This window comes from Campylobacter sp. CNRCH_2013_0898h (genome assembly GCF_025772965.1).
GTDB classification, from domain to species: domain Bacteria; phylum Campylobacterota; class Campylobacteria; order Campylobacterales; family Campylobacteraceae; genus Campylobacter_D; species Campylobacter_D lari_D.
In genome coordinates this window covers 29,479-51,625 of record NZ_JAKMTD010000003.1, presented here as the reverse complement: position 1 = coordinate 51,625, position 22,147 = coordinate 29,479, and the positions used below count along the sequence as shown (strand labels likewise).

The following is a 22,147-nucleotide window of genomic DNA, read 5'->3' as shown; positions in this document are numbered from 1 at the left end:
CACATTTTAAAGAAGTTTTATGCATTTATATATACATATACCATTTTGCGAAAGTAAATGTTTTTATTGTTCTTTTACTTCACTTAAAAAAAAAGATTTTGAAAAAGATTATCTAAACGCATTAATGCAAGATATAAAATATCAATTAGATTTTTTCAAGCTTGATAAAAATTCCATAAAAACTATTTTTATAGGCGGTGGTACTCCTAGTTTAATGAGTGTTAATTTTTATGAAAAAATTTTTATTTTTTTGCAAAGTTATTTACAAAAAAATAATGAAATAAGCATAGAAGCAAATCCTAACTCAAGCAATTTTTCTTGGCTTAAAGAGATAAAAAATTTAGGTTTTAACCGCATTTCTTTTGGGGTGCAAAGTTTTCATGAAAAAAAATTACAATTCCTTGGGCGTATTCATGATCAAAAAAGCATTTTTACAAGTATAGAAAATGCAAAAAAAGCAGGATTTAATAATATAAATTTAGACTTAATTTATGATACAAAACTCGATGATGGTAAAATGCTTGATTATGAAATTTCTAAACTCGCTTTAATTGATATTAGCCATGTGAGTGCTTATAATTTAACTATAGAAGAAAAGACAAGATTTGCTAAAAAATTTCATTATAAAAAAAACGCTCCACGCCTTGCAAAACATTTTATCAAAGCAATTGAAAATCTTGGTTATAAACAATATGAAATCAGTAATTTTGGACAAATTTGCAAACATAATCTTGCTTATTGGCAAGGAAAAGACTATATAGGATGTGGTTTAAGTGCAGTAGGATTTTCAAAAAATCAAAGATTTTATACTAAAAAAAGTTTAAAAGATTATATAGCAAATCCTTGTTTTAGGGAGGTTGAAAATTTAAATTTACAAGATTTGTGTTTAGAGCATATTTTTCTAGGACTTAGAAGCATTATAGGAGTGGATGAAACAAAGCTAGAACCTTTAGAAAAAGAAAAGGCAATGTTTCTTAGCAAAAAAGGGAAATTAGTATATAAAAATGGAATTTTTTATAATACTAATTATCTTTTAAGCGATGAACTAGCTTTGTATATTAGCACTTAAGCTTTGCATTCACAAGAAATTCTTTTAAATTCAGGAAGCTTTATAGAAAGTTCATTGATATTTTTTAATATATCGCTGCAAAAATTATTTAAATTTTCTTTTACTCCATAATACGCCCAAACACCCTGTCTATCTACTTCTAAAAAATTAGCTTCTTTTAAAATTTTTAAATGTCTTGAAAGCCTTGATTGACTCATATTTAAAGAGCTTTGCAAATCACACACACAAAGTTTTCCATATTTTTGTAAAAAAGCTAGGATTAAAATCCTGCTTTCATCGTTAATTGCACTTGTTATTTTTAAAAATTCTTGCATAAAATTCCTTATATAAAAAATATTAAAAGCCCAAAACTAATTGCAATAAAAACAATCATACCTGCAAATAAAAACAAAAAGCTTGTTTTAAAAATTCTTTTAAGCAAAATAAGTTCAGGTAAAGAACACCCTGCTCCTGCTATTAGAAAACTCATCATAATCCCTAAAGGTACACCAGCTTGAGTCAAAGACAAGGCAACTGGAATCATAGCAGTGCAATTCATATAAAGCAAAACCCCTATAAAAGCAGCTATAATCACACCCAAAATTCCATAATCTTTAAGATATTCCTCAAAGAAATTTTGCGGGAAAGCACCGTGTATTGTAGCTCCTATAGCCATACCAATAATAATATAAGGTAAGATTTTTTTGTATTCTTTTAAACTTTGAGTGAAGTATTTTTTTAATCTACTTTCAGGTTTTGCAAATTTAAGTAATGAATTATTTGACGAGCAACAAGAACTTTGCATAGCCGACTGAGTTATTTTAGAGCCTAAACAACATGAACTTTGAGTGAAAAACTGACTAGGTTTAGTGCTGGAACAACATGAAGTTTGCGTAGTAGGTTGTGACTTAACACTAGAACAACAAGATTTTGTTTGTCCTTCTTGAAGTTCATTATTTAAAAAATTTTCATTGAAAAATACTCTTGTGTTGGTTTTTGAAATCCCAAAAGCAAGCAATAAAATAATCCCAAATAAAAATCCTACATAAAGCAAGGTTATCTTAACTCCAAAACTCGCTATAAACATCACTAAAATAATAGGATTAATTAAAGGCGAGGTGCTAAGATAAGCTATACATACACCTAAAGGAACGCCTGCTCTTAAAAAAGCATTTAAAAGTGGTATACTTGAACACGAACAAAAAGGTGTTAAAGCACCTAAAAATATAGCTTTTATATAGCTTCCAAATCCATCACTTTTTAGGTGAGTCTCAAAAAATTTAGAATACTTTTCATTCACAAAAGCAACAAGCATACTTACCAAAATAAACAAAATTGAAATTTCGCTAAAAAGAAACAGAAATTCTTGTAAAATAGTTAAAATTTTGTCCCACATATTTTTCCTTTCAATATTTTAATTTTTGTGATTATAACTAAAATATATTAATATATCAATATATCTTTATATATTAATATTATAAAAGTAATAGTATTTTTAAGTATTTTTATGTAAAATGCAAACTATATATTTAAGCGAAAGAAGATAAAATAATGAGTTTTGGAGAAATTTTAGTTATTTTAGTTATAGCTATTTTAGTTCTTGGGCCTGAAAAACTACCTTCAACTATAGTTGAAATTGCAAAAATTTTAAAAGCCATTAAAAGTAATATTGATGAAGCAAAAGCAAGTATCAATAAAGAATTAAAAATAGCAGAGTTAAAAGATGAAGCACAAAAATACAAAGATGAATTTTCACAAACTAACGAAAATATCAGAAAAAAACTGAGTTTTGAAGAATTTGATCAACTCAAAGAAGATATTTTAAATAATACCAAAGAGTTAAAAAGTGAAATTAATGATTTAGAAAAAGATATACAAGAACTTTCGCGTGTAGAAGAAAAAACTCAAAAAGATGAAAAAAATACTCAAAAAATGGAAAGCTAAGAATGTTTGAAGAATTAAAACCACATTTAGTAGAACTTAGAAAAAGATTATTTATAAGCGTAGCTTGTGTTGTTGTAATGTTTTTTGTATGCTTTAGTTTTAATAGTTATATCATAGATATACTAAAAGCACCCGTTGAAGCAGCTTTACCTGAAATTTCAAAACAAATGACTTTCGTTGAATTACAAGAGCCTTTATTTACTGCAATGAAAGTTTCATTTTTTACAGCTTTTTTGATTTCTTTACCGGTTATTTTTTGGCAGTTTTGGAAATTCGTAGCACCAGGACTTTATGATAATGAAAAAAGATTAGTAGTGCCTTTTGTAAGCTTTGCTAGCATTATGTTTGCGCTTGGAGCTTTATTTTGTTATTATATAGTCATACCTTTGGCTTTTAAATTTTTAATTGATTTTGGGGTGCAAACTCAAGATTTTAAACCTTTAATCAGCATAGGCTTATATGTGGGATTTTTTACTAAACTTGTAGTTGCCTTTGGTTTAGCGTTTGAAATGCCTGTGATAACCTTTTTCTTTGCCAAACTTGGACTTATTGATGATGCATTTTTAAAAAAACACTTTAGGGTTTCAGTTTTAGTAATTTTTGTTTTTTCAGCTATGATGACACCACCTGATATAATCTCACAATTTTTAATGGCCGTTCCTTTGTGCGGACTTTATGGAATTTCTATTTACATAGCCAAAAAAGTTAATCCTAGTCAAAAAGAAAATGATGAAAACGATTGATAAAGATCTTTTGCTTTCTAGTTATGATTATGATTTACCTAATGAACTTATAGCAAATTTTCCTATTTTACCCAAGGAGAATGCTAAACTTTTAGTTTATGAAAGATGTAAAGATCAAATTTTACATTTACATTTTAAGGACTTAGCTAAAATTTTACCACCTTGTGAAATTATCTTTAATGACACTAAAGTAATAAAAGCAAGAATTTATGGATTTAAAGAAAGTGGTAGCAAAATAGAACTTTTCATTAATCACCCTTTAAAAAATAATGATTTTTTGGTTCAAATTCGTGGCAAGGTTAAAGAAGGACAAATTTTATATTTTGAAAATTCTTTAAAAGCTAAAATCAAAAAATTACACGATGATGGCACAAGAGAAGTAGAATTTTTTAATGATGAAAAAAAATTCAATCATCATGAAGTTTTTGAAATTTTAGAAAAAATAGGCCATATACCTTTACCACCATATATTAAAAGAGCAGATGAAGCACAAGATAACATTAACTATCAAAGCATTTTTGCCAAAAATCAAGGTGCGGTTGCTGCACCCACTGCAAGCTTGCACTTTGATGAAGCAATGATAAAAGAACTTAAAAAAAATCATAATATCCATACTATCACACTTCATGTTGGTGCGGGAACTTTTAAAGGTGTAGAATGCGAAGATATACGCGAGCATAAAATGCATTCAGAATTTTTCTATGTTGATGATGAAACTTGTGCTTTGATTAATTCTTCTAAAAAAATACTTGGTGTAGGCACCACAGTTACTCGTTGTATAGAGTATTATCATAGAAAAAAATTAAAAGAAGGTTTTTGTGATTTGTTTTTACACCCACAAAATACCCCACAAAGACTTGATTTTTTACTCACTAATTTTCACTTGCCAAAATCAACTCTTATTATGCTTGTGGCTTCTTTTATAGGCAGAGAAAAAACTTTAGAACTTTACCATGAAGCTATAAAAAACAAATATCGTTTTTATTCTTATGGCGATGGAATGCTAATCATTTAGCTTTTTTCTTAATATATTTTTTATCAATATAACCCAAATCTATAAGTTTTTGATAAATTTTAGCAAGTACAGGTCCGCCTGCGCTACTACCACTTTTTCCATGTTCGATTAAAACTACTACTACATATTGAGGTTTTTCATAAGGCGCATAAGAAGTAATCCAAGCATGAGATCTTAAAAAATACTCTAAATCCTCTTCTTTAATACGCTTTTTTTCACTTTGGGAAATTCCAACTACTTGAGCTGTTCCTGTCTTGGCTGCTATAGTAATAGGAGAATTTCTTAAAAATCTTGCCGTAGTTCCACCATCAACATTGGCCACCTCATACATCGCACGCCTTAAAAGTGGAAGTTTTGATAATTCAAAAGTCGTAAAAACACTTTCATTATTGTCAAAATTTACCTTAGTAACATTATCATCAATACTATGTAAAAAATGCGGTGTGATATTTTTAGCCGTAGCAATCATAGCTGTAAATTTAGCCACTTGCATAGGAGTAGCAAGAAAATCACCTTGACCTATGCTTGTATTTAAAGTTTCACCTTGATACCAAGGTTGATTGTATTTTTCTTTTTTCCAAATTCTATTAGGAACTGTTCCTATAAATTCATTAGGTAAATCTACTCCTGTTTTTGTACCAAAACCTATTCTTTCAAAAACAGAACTAATAATGTCAATACCAACCTCCAAAGCTCCTTTATAAAAATATACATCACAGCTTTCTCTAATAGCATCTGTCATATCTACATAACCATGACCTATAGCCTTCCAACATCTAAATTTTCTACCACCAAGTTCAAAGTTAGAATCACACAAATATTTATGATTTTCATTCACTTTTCCACTATCTAAAAATGCTAAAGCTGTTCCCATTTTTATAACTGAACCTGGAGGATAAAGACCATTAATGAGTTTATTAGTAAAAGGATGGTTTAAATCATTAGAAAGTTTATCCCATTCTTCTTGACTAATACCGGTAACAAAAGGATTGAGATTATATTCAGGAAAACTACCCGCTGCTAAAATAGCTCCACTTTTTACATCCATTACTATAGCAGCGCCTGCTAAATTTTCAAAAATACTAGCCAAGTATTCTTGCAAATCAAGATCAATGCTTAAAGTGATATTACTTGAAGTAGGTTTTTTATAAGAAAGTTCTTCTATTTCTTTATTTAACGCATTTACTTTGCTAACTTTTTCACCCTTTTGACCTTGCAAAATTTCATTATAAGAACGCTCTATACCGCTACGCCCTACATAGCTAGTTAATCTTGCAATTTCATTTTCATTCATATCGTTTAAATTTGCTTTTCCAACATAACCTATAACATGGCTAGCTAAAGCATCATAAGGATAAAATCTTTGAGTAGTAGATTTAACTTGCATATTTTCACGCAAATTAAGCTTAGTAAAATGCTTAATCATAGCATCATATTCTATAAATGGAACTACTTCTATATAATCTTGATTATAATAAGAATCTGCTTTTATATAATTTCGTTTTAATTTAGTTATGTTTAAATCAGGAAAAGCATCTACTATAACTTGCAATTCCTGCTCTAAAAGATTTCTGTTTTTCTTTTTTATATACAAATATGGCTTTATAGAGATTGAAAAACCTAATTTATTTACTGCTAAGGGCCTACCTTTAACATCTAAAATTTGCCCTCTTACAGGTGCTAAAAATTGCGTTTTAATGGCATTTTGTTTAGCTATTTCTTCATAATAAACATTAGATTTAATGCTTATATAATACACTCTAGCAAGTAAAAGTATAAAAAAACAAGCTATAAATCCCATCACCAAACGCATACGCATATTAGATTTTCCCTTTAAAAATAACAAAAGAAATCAAAGCTTCAACGACAAAAAACCATAGATATTCAATACCAAATTTTAAAATTTGACTATTATCTAAATATGCCAAAAATACATCAAAAAGATAGATAAAAATATAAGCACAAAAGGTAAATATAACGAGCAAATAATGGCCTAGTTTTAATTTACTTTTAAACCAATCAACAAAAAGATGATAAAAAACGAAAAAAGCTATCCAAGAACTAAAAAGATAAAATCCATGGATAATATCAATTAATAAAAGATAAAACAAAGAAAAATACCATCTAAAATCAAGCTTATTAAGAGTTCTTTCTTTTTCTTTTAAAAGCACTATCATATAACAAAAAAACACCCCAAACAAAGGAGGCATCCAATAATAAACAGAGCTTAGCACTTGATAAAAAATCAAAGATAAATAAAAAAATAAATAAGAAAAATCAAATCTATTTTTTACTAAATTTCTACTCCTCATTAAAACCTAAGCTCTCTAAAATAATTTTTTGTTCTAATTTATCAATACCACTTTTTTTCAAATTTGAAACTAAAATGGCATTTTTATTTACATTTAAAATTTTTGCTTTTTGACTTTGATTGAGCTTATCTGCTTTTGTATAAACTATTATTTTTTTTTGATCAGCTCTAATAAAAGAATCTAAATACAAATCCAAATTTGCATCAATATCTAAATTTTCATGTCTTGAATCTATTAGATGAATAAAAAGCTTGATAGAACTACGCTCTTTTAAAAACTCATCTAAATTTTTATTCCAAATAGCCTTAGTTTTTTTGCTCACTTTAGCATAGCCAAAACCAGGTAAATCGATAAACATCAATTTAAATTTATCCTCATCTTTTTTACAATCAACTTCAAAAAAATTAATGAGTTGGGTTTTGCCTGGAGTTGAAGAACTTTTTGCTAAATTTTTATTCTTACAAAGAGTATTAATCAAAGAACTTTTTCCTACATTAGAGCGACCTAAAAATGCAATTTCAGTATATATAGGCTGTGGAGCTTCATTTATTTTAGAAGCAGAAGTTAAAAATTTAGCATTTAATATCATTCTTTTACTTCAAATACAAATTTAGCAGGTTTTTTATCTTTACTAACTACTCTATAAGTCATATTTTTTCTATCTACTATGATTTTATCACCTATAAGCTCTTTTTTTGACTGCACTTCTATAATTTTTGCATTACCATTAATTTCATATGTATCTTTAGCTACATTATAAACAAACTCATCACCACTTCCATGATAAATCTTATCTTTCATCATAATTTTAAATTTAGCATCTTTAGTAGCTATATACTTAATAGGTTGTTTATTTTTCATATAAATGACTAATTTTTGCGAATTTAAAATATCTTTACCTTTTTTTACTTCCACATCACCGGTTAATATGCTCGTTTCATTTTTCTCATCCAAATAAAAATCTTTAGCATAAACTTCTATTTTTTGAGCACTAAATGCAAATAAATTTAACAAACACAAAAAAATTATTGCTCTAAAAACCATGCTTTTATTCCTTGAATTTTTAATTCTTTTTGATTTACATCATATAAAAAATTATCCCCAAAAACCTCATTCAACCCTATATATGCCTTAAATTTTTCATTGGAAAATAAAATTTTATTTTTCATATCATAAATTGCTTTTTGAGTAAAAATAGAAGTTTGATTTTGATCAAAATAACTTACATTACCTTCTAAAATGGATTTTTCATCATTTCTTACTAATAAATCCGAACTTAAATTATAATCAAGTGCTTGCACTTTAAAATCATCAAAAATATCTTTATCTTGGTATTTTATCCAACGACTTGCTTGATAACTAGCTTTTGTAACAGATGTATTAAGCTCATAATCAAGCACATCAAAAGCTTGCATATTTGCCACATCTACCTTTTGCGGTTTTATTGCAAACAAATAAGGATCTTGAGTACTTAAAATCACCATAACAAAGGCAAATAAACTCATTAATATAGCAAAAATTTTTATCGCCAAAGTTTATCCCATTGAGCTTGCATATTATTATGTTCAATTAAAATTTCTATCATCTCACTTACCGCCCCATTGCCACCTTTTCTATTTAAAACTTTATCAGTTTTTAAAGCCTTATGTGCATCTTTTGGTTTAAAACTATAAGCAACTGCTTCAAGTAAACTCATATCATTATAATAATCCCCAATAGCAGCACATTGAGAAAAGTCTAAATTTAATTTTTCTAAAATTTCTTTAGCGCAAGTTAATTTATCACTAATACCTTGATATACTAGATCAATTTTTAAATCTCTAGCTCTAAAATATACACATTCGCTAGTCCTGCCTGTAATAATAGCAACTTTTTTGCCAAGCTTTTGCCAAGCCTCAATTGCTGCACCATCTTTTACATTAAACTCTTTAATTTCACCATAATTTTGTGTGTAGATGATTTTACCATCTGTTAGACAACCATCTACATCTAAAAAAATAAGCTCTATCATAATTTTACTCTCTTACTATAAACGCACCAGGAAAAGAACCACCATCAACAAAATCCCTTGCTTCTTGCTCACTTCTAAAGCCTTTTAAAAATACTCTATGTAAACCATCTTTAGCACTTGTTTGTATTGTTGAAGTATAAGAATTATAATTTTTATATCTACTTGCTATTAACTCTGCGCCACTTTTATTTCTAAATGCCCCAATTTGCACCATAAAAGCTCCACCTTGGAAAATATGGCCACTATCAGCAATCTCCCCACTGCTACCTAAATTAGAATTAGTATGCACTGAACCTGAATTTGCACTTGTTCCAAAACCAATTACTTCAAGTCTTACAGGAGCTGTTCCTGCTTGAATCATATCAATATCTCTTGCGGCCATATTAGATAAATCTATAATCCTACCTGCTACAAAAGGTCCTCTATCATTTATTCTTACGGTAGTTTGAAGATGATTTTTTAAATTAGTTACCTTTACTATAGTATTCATAGGTAAAGTTTTATGAGCTGCTGTATAAGCATGTTGATCATAAGTTTCACCATTGGAAGTTTTTTTACCATGAAAGCCCGGTCCATACCAACTAGCTATACCATCAGCAGTCTCACCTACTTCTACTACGGTTGGATAATATGTTTTACCATTAATAGTATAAGGTTTCATAGTGCCTTTTAAGCCTGTATTATTATGCTTTATACTTTTAAAATCTCTTTCTGGATAATACACAGTAGGTGTGCTAATAGGCACCATACTACAAGCACTAAATAAAACCCCTACACAACTAACGACTAACGACTTTTGTATGAGAGTTTTTTGGTAATTTTTGAGTAGTTTTGATTTTTGCATTGTTATTCTCCTTAATTTTTAACACAAGTTTTTGATTAATATTAATCAAGTTTCCTTTGATTTTATTATATTCTTTAATGCTTTCAACACTAATTTTATGTTTTTTTGCAATAGTATAAAGACTATCACCCTTTTTTACTATATAAATTTTTGTATGCGGAATAGTTGTATCCACTTTAGCTAGCTTTACATTCTCTAATGCATTTTCCACAGCCACACTTTTGCTTAAAGGAATATACATATAATAATCTTTTTTATCAGGCGGAGTAAAGTCATAATTAAAATGTGGATTATAACGCTTAAATTCATTATAAGACATCTTAGCTACTTTAGCAAGCTCTCTTAAAGAAACACTTGGCGGAACAGGTATTTTTTTAACTTCACTCGATAGAGCATAATTAAGCAAAGCACTATCTTGTGAAATCAAAAAATCATTATTATTAGCCAAAAATGCCATAGTAAGAATTTTTCTAATAAAAATTCTAGTTTCTAATGGTAAATATTTTTTATCAGGATCAAGCAAGATTCTTAAATCATCACTTTTTGCTTTTTTTATGGCTTGGCGTAATTTACCATCACCACAATTATAAGCTAAAATTGCTAAATACCATTTTCCAAACTGCTCTTTTAATTGCTTTAAATAAACAATGGCTGCATAAGTTGATTTGACTAAATCTCTTCTTTCATCTACATAAGGATCTATCCTTAAACCTAAAGTTTGTGCTGTTGGCTTCATAAACTGCCAAACACCTACTGCTTTAGTTCTAGAAACACTATGAATTTTTAAACCAGATTCTACAATTGCCAAATATAAAAATTCTTGAGGAATATTTTCTTTTTCTAAAATTTTACGGATAATTGGAGTGATTTTATAAAATTCTCTCATAGTATCAACTAAAGTTTTAGAATGCATATTTAAAGAAGATTCTTTAAATTCTAAAAATAACATATCACTAAGATAGCTTGCTTCTATGTCTAAATTTCTTAGAATTTGAGCTTGCTGAGTATAATATTCAGGAGTTACCTGCAAGGCTTTAGCATTTAAACATAATAATACTAATATAAAAAATATAAAGTTTTTTTTCATTATAAACCTTGAAAAAACAAACGATTAGCATTTAAATTCGTAAGTTTTACTACTTCAACTTTAGATAATTTTAAAAGATCAGATATTTTTTGTGCTACAAAATGCGTTAAAATAGGATCATTTACTTTACCACGATGTGGTTCTGGAGTTAAATAAGGCCCATCTGTTTCCAAAACAAGTTTATCTTTTGGAATTTTAGGTAAAATTTCCACTATTTTTTTTGCATTTTTAAAAGTTAAAACCCCGCCTATACCAAAATAAAATCCTTCATCTGCTAGTTGAAGTAAAAGCTCACTTGCATTAAAGCAATGCAAAACACCGCCTTGTAATTCTTTTGAGTATGTTTTTAGAATATTAAAGCTGTCTTCATTAGCTTCACGCACATGCACAATCAATGGCTTTTTATATTCAATAGCTAGTTGTATTTGAGCTATAAAAACTTCTTTTTGTCTTGTTTTAATAGTATCATCATTAGTATTTAAACGATAATAATCAAGTCCGCACTCACCCACTGCGATACATTTTTTATCATCTATAAATTCTTTTAAAACTTCTAAATCAAAATCATCTATATCATAAGGATGCACCCCACAAGAAAAATACACATTATCATAAGTATGTGCTATCTCTCTTGCTCTTGGTAGATCTTTTATATCTGCACCTGGTATAATGATTTTATCTACACCATTTTCAAATGCATGCGTTAACATCTCATCTAAATATCCAAAATAAGCTTGGCTATCTAGATGACAATGAGTATCTATGATTTTTTCACTAAAATCACAATCTAAAAACATACCTCTACCCTATTTTTTCCATTAGCCTTAGCTAAATCTAATGCCTTTTGTGCGTTATTGAGCAAATCTTGCATTTGGCTTCCTTTGCTACCAAAAGCAACCCCCACAGAGATGCTATAATCAACCTCGTCTAAAGCTATCAAAACGCTTTCTTTGGAAATATTAACTCTTATATTTGAAAAAGCTTTTAAAGCCTCTTTATTGCTTATATTTTTTAAAGCAATGTAGAATTTACCATCTTCAATTCTAGTAGCTAAATCCATACCACGAATTTGATCTTTAATCTTTTCGGCTGTATGTTTTATCACTCCATCACCGCAATCATAACTTAATTCATAATTAATTGTTGCAAGATTATCAATATCAATCAAAGCCAACGCCATTTCTTCATTTTCTTGTATATCTTCTAAATAATCTAAAAATCTTTTTTCAAAAGTAGCATAATCATCAAGTCCTGTTAATAAATCTTTACCTAAACTATACTCATCTAGCAAAACACACTTTTGCATATAATCTAAACAATTATTTACTCTACAATTTAGTGATTCTTTTTGGAAAGGTCTAATCACATAATCATTCACACCTTTTCTAAAAGCTCTTGCTTCTAATGCATCATCTTTATCCCCAACCATAATCACACCAAGTTCTATTTTAGAATATTTTGAGCGAATTTCTACAAGTAAATCTTCCCCATTAATTACCGGCATAGTAGCATCGCAAATTACTAATTTTGTATCAGGATGATCACTTAAATAGCTTAGTGCCTCTTCCCCATGAGCTGCTGCTAAAACATTAAAAAGCTGATTGTTTAAGTTTTTCTTCATTTCTGCGCGTAAAGTTACATTTGCAATTGCTAAAATTATCTTAGTTTTATTATTTTTTTGAAGCATTCTAATAGAATTTAACATTTCATTAATACAATCTTCACTTTCTTTTTGAATATAATTAATAATATCTTTTTCCATAAATTTTTTACGAGTTTGTCCGTCATTACTTCCCGTAAGAACAATAGCGGGGATATTTTTTTCTAAAACTACATCAACCACTTCACCATTAGGAGCATCTGGTAAACAAAGATCTACAAAAGCCATAAAATAATCATTTTTTAATAAATCTTTTGCACTATTCATATCAAAAGCAACATCTACCTTTAATCCTAAAGTATTTTCTACTTTTTTTGCTAAAAGTTTAGTTAGCATTTTATTATCATCAATGATTAAAATTTTTTCTTCCATGGTAAAACACTCTCTTTAAATAATTTTAAAAAACTAATTATATCATATTGAAATTTACTTTTTGTTTTTAAAGCAAAGTTCTAGTAAATTCTAAAGCTTCTTGGGTAATATTTTCCCCGCTTACCATTCTAGCAAGTTCTTTTACTCTTTCTTCTTTTTCTATCTTTCTTACCTTACTTTCATTTCCTATTTTTTCTACTAGGAAGTGATTGCTTGCTTTTGATGAAAGCTGTGGTAAGTGTGAAATTGCAAAAATTTGATAAAACTTAGCAAGCTCTTTTAAAACTTCAGCTATACTCATTGCTTCTTTACCACTTAAATTTGCATCAATTTCATCTAAAAATATTATCCCGCTAGCTTTATTAGTAACATTACATTCAGTTGCAATAAAAGAAAGTCTTAAACGATTTATCTCACCTGAGCTTAAATTTTTCAAACTAGCTTCATTTATATTTAAATTCACTTCATCTTTACCTAAAATACTCAAAGCACAATCTTTAAGCTCTAATTTAATCTCTTTCATATAAAGTTTTTCAAGATAAAAATTAAGTAATTTCTCAAGCTCTTTTAATCTTTTTTTGCGCAAAGTACTTAATTTTTGGCTTTTCTCATCTAAAAGTATTTTAGCATTTTGCACTTTCTCTTCTAATTCTTTTTTTTCAAAACTTAAATTTTCATAATGAGCTAATTCTGCTTTTTTCTTCTCTAAAGCTTCTAAAGCTTCTTCTATACTTCCATATTTTGAAATCAAAGAAGAAAGTTTTTCTATCCTATCAAGCACTTCTTCTATATCAAAATCAAAATCATCAAAACTTTGATTTTCCCACACCACCCTTAGTTCATTTAAACACTCTGAAAAAAATGAACTATCAACATCACTAATTTGCAAAGCTTCAATCACTGCTGATTCTAATTCAAAAATTTTGCTTGCCCTGTTCCAAGCTGCATCAATTTTGTCTTTTTTAGAAAGCCTTTTTTTTAAACTCATCAACTCATCAAATTCGCCTATTTTTGGGTTAATACTTTGGATTTTTTGTATTTCAAAGCTTGTAAATTCTTTTAATTCTTCTACCTTTTTTTCTTCTTCTTGAATTTTTTCTAATTTAATTTTATTTTCTATATATTCTTTATAAACATTTTTATATTCATTTAAAAAATCTTTAAATTTCTTATCTTCTTTTGATTGCATAAAATCAAGTAAGTTTAAAAATCTTTCATTTGAAAACTCATTATTTTCCTTAGCTGAAAGATATTTTACAAATTTCTTAGAAAGTAAGGCTAAATTCTTTTTTGAAATAAGTTGATTATTGACAAAATAACGCGAGCTTTTATCTTTTAAAAGTTTAAATACATTTAATTCTTCATTTTCAATGCCAAACTCATCTAATTCAAGCTCATCGTTTAATAAAACTTCCACCATTTTAGCTTCACTCTCACTTAAAGCAAAAGCTGCCAAAATGGCCTTAAAAAGCACAGACTTTCCAGCACCACTTAAACCAGTAAAGACAGTAAGTCCCGCTTCTAAGTCTAATTTTGCTTGTTTAAAACCTAAATTTTCTTTGATTAAAATACTTTCTATCATCACTTACCCCAATTTAACTTTTCTTTTAAAACTTGGAAATAATCTCTATCTTTTTTATGTATAAAACTAAGTTCTTTCTTGCTAAGCCCTATAAGAATTCTATCATATTCTTTAGGATCAACCACTTCTTGCCCATCTAAATACAATAAACAATGCTCAACTTTTAATTCAAGCTCAAAACCATAAGGCAAAACTATAGGCCTTTGAGTTAGAGAATGAGAACAAACCGGAGTTAGAACAAAAATTTCACTCCAAGGATGTACTATAGGTCCACCTGCACTAATATTATAAGCAGTTGAACCACTTGAACTAGCTATGATTAAACCATCTCCATAATAAGCATTAAAAAGTTTATTTTCAAAAAAAACTTCCACATTTGCCATTAAAGCATTATCGCGAGAAAAAACCGCGTCATTAAAAGCAAATTTTTTAATGATTTTATTCTTTTTACAAAGCATTATTTGAAGCATTTTAGCTTTTTCTATTTTAAAATCATTTTTAAAAAACTCTTTAAAAAAACTTTCTACTTCATTAAAAGAAAAAGCAGTTAAAAAACCTAAATTTCCTGCATTTATCCCTAAAATAGGCTTTTTTGCTTGATAAGCTTGCCTACATAAAGACAAAAGCGTGCCGTCCCCACCTAGAGAAATTAAAAAATCTAATTTCTGTAAATCTTTAAGATTATTTTTTTTCTGATCTAATAACACAAGCTCTATATTTTTTTGCAAAAAAATTGTTTTTAAAAAAGCAATTTGCTCATTTAAATTTGTATTTAACCTGCAAAATAAGCCTACTTTTTGAATTTTTTCTATATTTATACATTTTTTCATAAAAAAATTATAACAAAACTTAGCTAAGCAAAAGAATAAAATACTATAATAACAAAATTGAACAAAATTAAGCTAAGGAAAAATTTTGAGAACTCATTATAATACAGAGCTTAACATACAAAATGTTGGCGAGGAAGTAACATTATGTGGTTGGGTAAATTCTTACCGTGATCATGGAGGTGTAATTTTTATCGATCTTAGAGATCGTAGCGGACTTATACAATTAGTATGTGATCCAGCAGATAATCAAGAAGCACATAATATAGCTTCATCAGTAAGAAATGAATATGTTTTAATAGCACAAGGAAAAATTCGCCCACGCGGTGAAGGACTTGTAAATCCAAAATTAAAAACCGGAGAAATAGAAGTTGTTATAAATAAACTTACTATTGAAAATGAAAGTGCTGTAGTACCTTTTGCTATAGGCGATGAAAGTGTAAATGAAGAATTAAGATTGAAATATAGATTTTTAGATTTAAGAAGCAAAAAACTTTATGATAATTTTGCTCTAAGATCAACTGCTTGTATAGCAACAAGAAATTCTTTAGCAAAAATGGGATTTTTAGAAGTTGAAACCCCTATTTTAACCAAAGCTACCCCAGAAGGCGCAAGGGATTATTTAGTACCATCACGCGTACATCAAGGTGAATTTTATGCCCTACCTCAAAGCCCTCAACTTTTCAAACAACTTTTAATGTGTTCAGGATTTGATAGATATTTTCAAATTGCAAAATGTTTTAGAGATGAGGATTTAAGAGCAGATCGCCAACCTGAATTTACTCAAATAGACATAGAAATGAGTTTTTGTGAGCAAAAAGATATCATAGCCATGGCAGAAAATTTACTTAAAGATATTTTCAAAGCTTGCGGAAAAGAAATTAGCATACCTTTTAGGCAAATGAGTTACAAAGAAGCTATGGAAAATTATGGCTCTGATAAGCCTGATTTAAGATTTGATATGAAATTTATTGATGTGATTGATATTTTTGCAAAATCAAATAATGAAATTTTTGCAAATATCGCAAAAGACACGAAGAAAAATCGTATTAAAGCTTTAAGAGTTCCAAAAGGCGATACGATTTTTTCTAAACGCCAAATGCAAAGATTTGAAGAATTTGTGCGTAAATTTGGAGCAGCAGGGCTTGCATTTATACAAATGAAAGAAGATGGTCCTAAGGGTCCACTTTGTAAATTCTTTAGCGAAGAGGACTTAAATGCTTTAATCCAAAGATGTGAATTAGAAGTTGGTGATGTAGTATTTTTTGGCGCAGGGATTAAAAAAACTGTGCTTGATTATATGGGTAGATTTAGATTATTCCTTGCTGATGAAATGAAAATTATCGATGAGGATAAATTAGAATTCTTGTGGGTTATTGATTTTCCTATGTTTGAGCAAAATGATGATGGAAGCTATTCTGCAATGCACCATCCATTTACTATGCCAAAAAATATTGATGAGCAAGACTTAGAAGAAATTAATTCTATTGCACATGATGTAGTGTTAAATGGTGTAGAATTAGGTGGTGGTAGTATAAGAATTCACAAAAGTCCTATCCAACAAAAAGTATTTAAGCTTTTAAATATTGATGAAGAAGAACAAAGAAAGAAATTTGGCTTCTTACTTGATGCATTAAGTTTTGGAGCACCACCACATGGTGGTATAGCAATAGGCCTTGATAGACTTATCATGCTTTTAACAAAATCTTCAAGTATTAGAGAAGTTATAGCATTTCCTAAAACACAAAGAGCGCAATGTCTTATGACTCAAGCTCCAAGTGAAGTAAGCAATGAACAAATGAGAGAACTAGGTATAAGATTAAGGGAGAATACTAAATGAAACAATTATTTTTAATCATAGGTGCACCAGGTAGTGGTAAAACAACTGATGCAAGCATCATAGCTACAGATGATGCAAGCATTACTCATTATTCTACAGGTGATTTGCTAAGAGCAGAAGTAGCTAGTGGAAGCGAACTTGGAAAGACTATTGATAGTTTTATTTCTAAAGGAAATTTGGTTCCTTTGGAAGTGGTAGTTAATACTATCATCACTGCTTTAAAAAATGCACCAACTAATACTATATTAATAGATGGTTATCCAAGAAGTGTTGAACAAATGCTTGAGTTTGATAAGGTATTAAAAAATCAAAGTGAAGTAATTTTAAAAGGTGTGATAGAAGTTAAAGTTAGCGAAGAAGTTGCTAGAGAAAGAGTTTTAGGGCGTGCTAGAGGTGCTGATGATAACGAAGAAGTTTTTAATAATAGAATGAAAGTTTATTTAGAACCTTTAGAAGAAATAACAAATTTTTATACTAAAGAAAATATCCACCATGTAATCAATGGTGAAAGAAGTATTGAAGCTATCGTAGCCGATATGAAAAATTTAATCAATGATTTATTAAAATAAAGGATAAAAAATGGATATTAGCAAAATCAAAGTTGGAGAAGTACCAAATAAACTTAATGCAGTTATTGAAATTCCTTATGGATCAAACATTAAATACGAACTTGACAAAGAAAGCGGAGCCATCATGGTTGATCGCGTGATGTATTCAGCTATGTTTTATCCAGCAAACTATGGTTTTATACCAAATACTCTTGCAGACGATGGCGATCCTATTGATGTTTTAGTATTAAATGAATATCCTATCCAAGCAGGAGCTGTGATTCCTTGTCGTTTAATAGGGGTATTATTAATGGAAGATGAAAGCGGTATGGATGAAAAATTACTTGCTGTTCCTGTAAGTAAAATAGATCCAAGATATGATAATATTAAATGTTTAGATGATTTACCAAAAGCAAGCCTAGATAAAATCAAAAATTTCTTTGAAACATATAAAATGCTTGAGCCAAACAAATGGGTAAAAGTAAAAGAATTTGCAGGTATTGAAAAAGCAAGTGAAATTTTAGAAAATTCTATTAAAAATTATAAATAATCAAAGTCCTTTTGAGGACTTCACAAAGGATAAAAAATGAAAAGTATTATTGCTTTTAGTATAGCTTTTGTGGTGCTAATAGGCGCTAGTATTGGTTTTTATATGTGGTATTTTGAAGATGATTCAAATACTTATGTATATGATTATAAAAAAAGTAGTTCTTATCAAAGCTACACTCCGCCAAGTACTCAATACAATCAAGAAAGAAATAATATAAGTGATAATACTTATTATCCATCACAGCAAATAAATCCGGAGTCTTTAAAAGAAGAAACTCCGGTACAAAATAATCCTATCATAGATGAAAATACAAGCACTCAAGAAGTCGCACCAACAACCCAAACAAATATAGCTGAAGTTTCTAAAAATGAAACTATTACTCCTAAAGTAGCCCAAGAAGAACAAAAAGTTCTCGTTGAAAACAACAAACAAACAAGTGTAAAAAAAGAAAAAACAACAAAATATAAAAATACTATGCAAGAATACATTACAAAAGGTAAAACTAGCAGATATGAACCAAGATTAAGTAATGATTTTGTTAAAGTTTATGTATTGGATGGAAAAAGTTTAAGTGATTATAGGGTTGATATGTTAAAAGAAATGATTAATCCTGTTAAAATTAATTCTCAAGATTACAATTTAACTATTTTTATCGATATGCTTTCAAATGACAATATGAAACTAAGCATATATAATAAAGATATTGTTTTTGCTAAAAATAAGAAAAAATACAATTATGTAGATGTTAAAATTTCTGATTTAAAATTTTTATTTGAAAGAAATGGATATAGTGAATACAGCAATGAAAATCTACTTGAAAAAATCAATCAAAATCTAGCAAGAGAAGATATACTCAAAAGAGTTAAAATTCAAGGTTATGCAGACGATAGAGGTAGTACTTTTGCAAACTATATGATAGGATTAAATAGAGCAATGAATGTGGCTAAACATTTCTTTAGTTTTACTGAGGTTATAGAAATAGAATCTTTGGGAAAAGACACCTATCCTACTAAAGATAAGTCTGATTCTCAAAGACAAAATAATCGTAAAGTAGAAATTAGTTTTTATAACTAATTTCTAAATTTCAAAACTTCTTTAACAATTTTAAGCTAACATAACAATTTATTTTCATTCTCAAGGTAGCAATTATGTATGATAAATCACTAGAAAAAGAATATTATAAAATTTGCGAAGAACGCGGATATTTTGAAATCAATGGTAATGAAAAAATTCAAGAAAAAGGTAAAAACTTTTGTATTATGATGCCACCACCTAATGTAACAGGTGTTTTGCATATAGGTCATGCTCTAACTTGTACTCTACAAGATATCACAACGCGTTATAAAAGAATGGATGGTTACAAAACTCTTTATCAGCCAGGACTTGATCATGCAGGGATTGCAACACAAAATGTTGTAGAAAAACAACTTTTAGCTCAAGGCATTAAAAAAGAAGAACTCGGTAGAGAAGAATTTATAAAAAAGGTATGGGAATGGAAAGAGCAAAGCGGTGGTACCATAGTTAAGCAAATGCGAATTTTGGGTATCACTCCCGCTTGGAGTCGTTTGCGTTTTACTATGGATGAAGGTTTAGTAAATGCAGTAAAAAAAGCCTTTGTGGATCTTTATGATAAAAAGCTTATTGTGCGTGGAAATTACATGGTAAATTGGTGCACTCATGATGGAGCATTAAGCGATATAGAAGTAGAACACAAAGAAAATAAAGGAAAATTATATTATTTAAAATATTTCTTAGAAAATTCTCAAGAATATATCGTAGTAGCCACCACAAGACCAGAAACTTATTTTGGTGATAGCGCTGTGATGGTTAATCCAAACGATGAAAGATTTAAGCATTTAATAGGCAAAAATGTCATTTTACCTTTAATAGATAGAAAAATTCCTATTATTGCTGATGAGCATGTAGATATGGAATTTGGTACAGGCTTTGTGAAAGTAACCCCAGCACATGATCATAATGACTATGAAGTAGGCTTAAGACATAAACTTGAATTTATTACCATCTTTGATGAAAAAGGTATCTTAAATGAATATTGCTTGCATTTTAAAGGTTTAGAAAGATTAGAAGCAAGAGATGTTATTATAAAAGAATTGCAAGAAAAAGGTTTTGTTGAAAAAATAGAAGATTATACTAATCAAGTAGGATATTGCTATCGTTGTAAAAATGTGGTTGAGCCATATATTTCTAAACAATGGTTTGTAAAAAATGAAATCGCAAAAGAAAGTATAGAAAAAGTTAATCTTGGTGGAAGTAAATTCTACCCTGCGCATTGGATTAATAGTTTTAATGCTTGGATGAGGGATTTAAAAGATTGGTGTATTTCAAGACAACTTTGGTGGGGTCATCAAATTCCTGTGTATTACTGTGAATGCTCTCATGAATGGGCAAGCGAAGAAACTCCAAGCCAATGCCCAAAATGCCAAAGCACTAATTTCAAACAAGATCCTGATGTTTTAGATACTTGGTTTTCTTCAGGTCTTTGGGCTATGAGTACTTTAGGTTGGGGTAATAAAGACTGGGGTAAAAATACACTTTGGCATGAAGATGATTTAAAAGATTTTTATCCAAATTCTTTATTAATCACTGGTTTTGATATTTTGTTTTTCTGGGTTGCTAGAATGATGTTTCAAAGCACTAATGCCTTAGGCGAACTTCCTTTTAAAGATATATATTTGCATGCTTTGGTTAAAGATGAGCAAGGTAGAAAAATGAGTAAGTCTTTAGGTAATGTCATTGATCCTGTGCAAAGCGTGGATGAATATAGTGCTGATATCTTGCGTTTTACTCTTGCTCTTTTAGCTATCCAAGGTAGAGATATAAAGTTAAGCAATGACAAACTCATACAAGTTAGAAATTTTACCAACAAGCTTTATAATGCAAGTAAATTTTTACTCTTAAATGAAGAAAAATTTGAAGATTTAGATAAAAGCAAAATTCAAACTAACTTGGCAAAATACATGCTATCTCGTTTTGAAGTATGCGTAAAAGAAACAAGAGAAAATTTAGACAACTACCGTTTTAATGATGCGGCAAATACTTTGTATAGATTTTTCTGGGATGAATTTTGTGATTGGGGGATTGAGCTTAGCAAGGCTGAAAAATCAAGTATAAAAGAACTTGGAAGTATTTTTAAAGAAGCATTAAAACTTTTAAATCCTTTTATGCCATTTATTAGTGAGTATTTATACCATGAGTTAAGTAAAACTTCTATCCAAACTCATGATTCTATAATGATTTCAAAATATCCTAAATTTAATTCTAGAAATGAAAAAATAGAAAAATTATTCAATATCATTATAGAAAGTATAGTGAGTTTACGCCGTGCAAAAACCTTAGTAGAGCTTGCAAATGTAAAAATTCAAAAAGCTTGTATAAAATTAAACGATGAGAGTTTAATGGCTGAGTTAAAAAATTACACCAATTTCATCTCAACACTTGCAAAATGTGAAAACATCGAGTTTGTCAATACAAATTTAGAAAAATCCATTAGAGATGTAAGCGAGAATTTAGAAGTATTTATACCAACTCAAGATCTTGATTTAAGCGGTGTTTTAAATAGACTTAATAGTCAAAAAACAAAACTTGAAAAAGAATTTAACAAGCTAGATGTTATGATGAAAAATGAAAAATTTATCTCTAACGCACCAGCTGCGGTTGTTGAGCAAAATAAAACTCAACTTGAAAGCATTAAAACTCAACTTGAAAAAATCAATGATGAAATTTCTAATTTAGAAGGCTAATAA

23 protein-coding genes are annotated in these 22,147 nt (G+C 28.9%); 9 read left to right on the top strand and 14 right to left on the bottom strand.

Translation table 11 applies throughout. The annotated features are described in order from the left end of the window. The first annotated feature begins 19 nt into the window (after positions 1 to 19). Complete coding sequence (hemW, locus tag L8X50_RS02210; RefSeq protein WP_263660281.1) at positions 20 to 1,069, top strand: radical SAM family heme chaperone HemW; 1,050 nt, start codon at positions 20 to 22, stop codon at positions 1,067 to 1,069. Here the strand turns inward: hemW and L8X50_RS02205 are convergent. Both L8X50_RS02205 and L8X50_RS02200 read right to left on the bottom strand, forming a co-directional pair. Continuing rightward, complete coding sequence (locus tag L8X50_RS02205; RefSeq protein ID WP_133319201.1) at positions 1,066 to 1,383, bottom strand: ArsR/SmtB family transcription factor; 318 nt, start codon at positions 1,381 to 1,383, stop codon at positions 1,066 to 1,068. The genes hemW and L8X50_RS02205 overlap by 4 nt on opposite strands. 8 nt (positions 1,384 to 1,391) lie before the next feature. Next, positions 1,392 to 2,444 (bottom strand): permease, encoded by a 1,053-nt coding sequence (locus L8X50_RS02200; protein WP_263660280.1) that lies wholly within the window; start codon positions 2,442 to 2,444, stop codon positions 1,392 to 1,394. A 155-nt stretch (positions 2,445 to 2,599) separates the two neighbouring features. Here L8X50_RS02200 and tatB point away from each other — a divergent pair, with 155 nt between their 5' ends. Genes tatB through queA form a run of 3 tightly spaced genes read left to right on the top strand, consistent with a single transcriptional unit; the run spans position 2,600 to position 4,750 of the window. Further along, entirely contained in the window at positions 2,600 to 2,992 is a 393-nt protein-coding gene (gene tatB / locus L8X50_RS02195; protein ID WP_133319203.1) for a Sec-independent protein translocase protein TatB, read from the top strand. A gap of 2 nt (positions 2,993 to 2,994) precedes the next feature. Then, the gene (gene tatC / locus L8X50_RS02190; protein WP_133319204.1) at positions 2,995 to 3,735 is read left to right on the top strand and encodes a twin-arginine translocase subunit TatC; all 741 of its coding nucleotides are present in this window, start codon (positions 2,995 to 2,997) and stop codon (positions 3,733 to 3,735) included. Next, the gene (gene queA, locus L8X50_RS02185) at positions 3,722 to 4,750 is read left to right on the top strand and encodes a tRNA preQ1(34) S-adenosylmethionine ribosyltransferase-isomerase QueA (protein WP_133319205.1); all 1,029 of its coding nucleotides are present in this window, start codon (positions 3,722 to 3,724) and stop codon (positions 4,748 to 4,750) included. Before tatC ends, queA begins: the two co-directional genes overlap by 14 nt. Here the strand turns inward: queA and mrdA are convergent. The 12 genes from mrdA to L8X50_RS02125 all read right to left on the bottom strand — a co-directional run bounded on the left by mrdA (position 4,743) and on the right by L8X50_RS02125 (position 15,448). Continuing rightward, a complete protein-coding gene (gene mrdA, locus L8X50_RS02180) occupies positions 4,743 to 6,569 on the bottom strand; it encodes a penicillin-binding protein 2 (RefSeq protein WP_220566662.1) in 1,827 nt (608 codons plus the stop codon). The two genes, queA and mrdA, sit on opposite strands and share 8 nt — an antisense overlap. Position 6,570: 1 nt before the next feature. Continuing rightward, positions 6,571 to 7,062 carry a hypothetical protein gene (locus L8X50_RS02175; protein WP_133319207.1) on the bottom strand — a complete coding sequence of 164 codons (492 nt, stop codon included), beginning with the start codon at positions 7,060 to 7,062 and terminating at the stop codon, positions 6,571 to 6,573. Continuing rightward, a complete protein-coding gene (yihA, locus tag L8X50_RS02170) occupies positions 7,052 to 7,651 on the bottom strand; it encodes a ribosome biogenesis GTP-binding protein YihA/YsxC (protein WP_133319208.1) in 600 nt (199 codons plus the stop codon). The genes L8X50_RS02175 and yihA overlap by 11 nt, the downstream gene beginning before the upstream one ends. Then, positions 7,648 to 8,106 carry a lipopolysaccharide transport periplasmic protein LptA gene (gene lptA, locus L8X50_RS02165; RefSeq protein WP_133319209.1) on the bottom strand — a complete coding sequence of 153 codons (459 nt, stop codon included), beginning with the start codon at positions 8,104 to 8,106 and terminating at the stop codon, positions 7,648 to 7,650. The genes yihA and lptA overlap by 4 nt, the downstream gene beginning before the upstream one ends. Next, on the bottom strand, positions 8,088 to 8,594 hold the full coding sequence (locus L8X50_RS02160) for a hypothetical protein (RefSeq protein ID WP_263659606.1): 507 nt from the start codon (positions 8,592 to 8,594) through the stop codon (positions 8,088 to 8,090). Before L8X50_RS02160 ends, lptA begins: the two co-directional genes overlap by 19 nt. Further along, positions 8,585 to 9,073: an HAD hydrolase family protein gene (locus tag L8X50_RS02155; RefSeq protein ID WP_133319211.1), complete on the bottom strand. Its 489-nt coding sequence runs from the start codon at positions 9,071 to 9,073 to the stop codon at positions 8,585 to 8,587. Before L8X50_RS02155 ends, L8X50_RS02160 begins: the two co-directional genes overlap by 10 nt. A 4-nt stretch (positions 9,074 to 9,077) precedes the next feature. Then, complete coding sequence (locus L8X50_RS02150) at positions 9,078 to 9,917, bottom strand: septal ring lytic transglycosylase RlpA family protein (protein WP_412175481.1); 840 nt, start codon at positions 9,915 to 9,917, stop codon at positions 9,078 to 9,080. Continuing rightward, positions 9,853 to 11,004, bottom strand: a complete 1,152-nt coding sequence (locus tag L8X50_RS02145; protein WP_263660279.1) for a lytic transglycosylase domain-containing protein — start codon at positions 11,002 to 11,004, stop codon at positions 9,853 to 9,855. Before L8X50_RS02145 ends, L8X50_RS02150 begins: the two co-directional genes overlap by 65 nt. Next, positions 11,004 to 11,801, bottom strand: a complete 798-nt coding sequence (locus L8X50_RS02140) for a TatD family hydrolase (protein WP_263660278.1) — start codon at positions 11,799 to 11,801, stop codon at positions 11,004 to 11,006. The genes L8X50_RS02145 and L8X50_RS02140 overlap by 1 nt, the downstream gene beginning before the upstream one ends. After that, a complete protein-coding gene (locus L8X50_RS02135; RefSeq protein ID WP_133319215.1) occupies positions 11,792 to 13,036 on the bottom strand; it encodes a diguanylate cyclase in 1,245 nt (414 codons plus the stop codon). Before L8X50_RS02135 ends, L8X50_RS02140 begins: the two co-directional genes overlap by 10 nt. Positions 13,037 to 13,103: 67 nt before the next feature. Next, positions 13,104 to 14,618: an AAA family ATPase gene (locus L8X50_RS02130; RefSeq protein ID WP_263660277.1), complete on the bottom strand. Its 1,515-nt coding sequence runs from the start codon at positions 14,616 to 14,618 to the stop codon at positions 13,104 to 13,106. Further along, entirely contained in the window at positions 14,618 to 15,448 is an 831-nt protein-coding gene (locus tag L8X50_RS02125) for an NAD(+)/NADH kinase (RefSeq protein WP_263660276.1), read from the bottom strand. Before L8X50_RS02125 ends, L8X50_RS02130 begins: the two co-directional genes overlap by 1 nt. Before the next feature lie 85 nt (positions 15,449 to 15,533). On the opposite strand from L8X50_RS02125, the gene aspS reads away from it, so the two are divergent. The 5 genes from aspS to L8X50_RS02100 all read left to right on the top strand — a co-directional run bounded on the left by aspS (position 15,534) and on the right by L8X50_RS02100 (position 22,144). Further along, positions 15,534 to 17,285: an aspartate--tRNA ligase gene (gene aspS / locus L8X50_RS02120; protein WP_133319218.1), complete on the top strand. Its 1,752-nt coding sequence runs from the start codon at positions 15,534 to 15,536 to the stop codon at positions 17,283 to 17,285. Next, positions 17,282 to 17,854, top strand: coding sequence for an adenylate kinase (locus L8X50_RS02115; RefSeq protein ID WP_220566653.1), 573 nt, complete (start codon positions 17,282 to 17,284; stop codon positions 17,852 to 17,854). Before aspS ends, L8X50_RS02115 begins: the two co-directional genes overlap by 4 nt. 10 nt (positions 17,855 to 17,864) lie before the next feature. Beyond that, positions 17,865 to 18,383 (top strand): inorganic diphosphatase, encoded by a 519-nt coding sequence (gene ppa / locus L8X50_RS02110; RefSeq protein WP_039668281.1) that lies wholly within the window; start codon positions 17,865 to 17,867, stop codon positions 18,381 to 18,383. 36 nt (positions 18,384 to 18,419) lie between these two features. Continuing rightward, positions 18,420 to 19,457, top strand: coding sequence for an OmpA family protein (locus tag L8X50_RS02105; protein ID WP_133319221.1), 1,038 nt, complete (start codon positions 18,420 to 18,422; stop codon positions 19,455 to 19,457). A 74-nt stretch (positions 19,458 to 19,531) separates the two neighbouring features. Next, positions 19,532 to 22,144 (top strand): valine--tRNA ligase, encoded by a 2,613-nt coding sequence (locus L8X50_RS02100; protein WP_263660275.1) that lies wholly within the window; start codon positions 19,532 to 19,534, stop codon positions 22,142 to 22,144. The last annotated feature ends 3 nt before the right edge of the window (positions 22,145 to 22,147 follow it).

What these genes read in the sequence shown, in the direction of transcription:
- hemW (WP_263660281.1), top strand. Translation starts at nt 20, where the DNA reads ATGCATTTATATATACATATACCATTTTGCGAAAGTAAATGTTTTTAT.
- L8X50_RS02205 (WP_133319201.1), bottom strand. Translation starts at nt 1,383, where the DNA reads ATGCAAGAATTTTTAAAAATAACAAGTGCAATTAACGATGAAAGCAGG.
- L8X50_RS02200 (WP_263660280.1), bottom strand. Translation starts at nt 2,444, where the DNA reads ATGTGGGACAAAATTTTAACTATTTTACAAGAATTTCTGTTTCTTTTT.
- tatB (WP_133319203.1), top strand. Translation starts at nt 2,600, where the DNA reads ATGAGTTTTGGAGAAATTTTAGTTATTTTAGTTATAGCTATTTTAGTT.
- tatC (WP_133319204.1), top strand. Translation starts at nt 2,995, where the DNA reads ATGTTTGAAGAATTAAAACCACATTTAGTAGAACTTAGAAAAAGATTA.
- queA (WP_133319205.1), top strand. Translation starts at nt 3,722, where the DNA reads ATGAAAACGATTGATAAAGATCTTTTGCTTTCTAGTTATGATTATGAT.
- mrdA (WP_220566662.1), bottom strand. Translation starts at nt 6,569, where the DNA reads ATGCGTATGCGTTTGGTGATGGGATTTATAGCTTGTTTTTTTATACTT.
- L8X50_RS02175 (WP_133319207.1), bottom strand. Translation starts at nt 7,062, where the DNA reads ATGAGGAGTAGAAATTTAGTAAAAAATAGATTTGATTTTTCTTATTTA.
- yihA (WP_133319208.1), bottom strand. Translation starts at nt 7,651, where the DNA reads ATGATATTAAATGCTAAATTTTTAACTTCTGCTTCTAAAATAAATGAA.
- lptA (WP_133319209.1), bottom strand. Translation starts at nt 8,106, where the DNA reads ATGGTTTTTAGAGCAATAATTTTTTTGTGTTTGTTAAATTTATTTGCA.
- L8X50_RS02155 (WP_133319211.1), bottom strand. Translation starts at nt 9,073, where the DNA reads ATGATAGAGCTTATTTTTTTAGATGTAGATGGTTGTCTAACAGATGGT.
- L8X50_RS02150 (WP_412175481.1), bottom strand. Translation starts at nt 9,917, where the DNA reads ATGCAAAAATCAAAACTACTCAAAAATTACCAAAAAACTCTCATACAA.
- L8X50_RS02145 (WP_263660279.1), bottom strand. Translation starts at nt 11,004, where the DNA reads ATGAAAAAAAACTTTATATTTTTTATATTAGTATTATTATGTTTAAAT.
- L8X50_RS02140 (WP_263660278.1), bottom strand. Translation starts at nt 11,801, where the DNA reads ATGTTTTTAGATTGTGATTTTAGTGAAAAAATCATAGATACTCATTGT.
- L8X50_RS02135 (WP_133319215.1), bottom strand. Translation starts at nt 13,036, where the DNA reads ATGGAAGAAAAAATTTTAATCATTGATGATAATAAAATGCTAACTAAA.
- L8X50_RS02130 (WP_263660277.1), bottom strand. Translation starts at nt 14,618, where the DNA reads ATGATAGAAAGTATTTTAATCAAAGAAAATTTAGGTTTTAAACAAGCA.
- L8X50_RS02125 (WP_263660276.1), bottom strand. Translation starts at nt 15,448, where the DNA reads ATGAAAAAATGTATAAATATAGAAAAAATTCAAAAAGTAGGCTTATTT.
- L8X50_RS02115 (WP_220566653.1), top strand. Translation starts at nt 17,282, where the DNA reads ATGAAACAATTATTTTTAATCATAGGTGCACCAGGTAGTGGTAAAACA.
- ppa (WP_039668281.1), top strand. Translation starts at nt 17,865, where the DNA reads ATGGATATTAGCAAAATCAAAGTTGGAGAAGTACCAAATAAACTTAAT.
- L8X50_RS02105 (WP_133319221.1), top strand. Translation starts at nt 18,420, where the DNA reads ATGAAAAGTATTATTGCTTTTAGTATAGCTTTTGTGGTGCTAATAGGC.
- L8X50_RS02100 (WP_263660275.1), top strand. Translation starts at nt 19,532, where the DNA reads ATGTATGATAAATCACTAGAAAAAGAATATTATAAAATTTGCGAAGAA.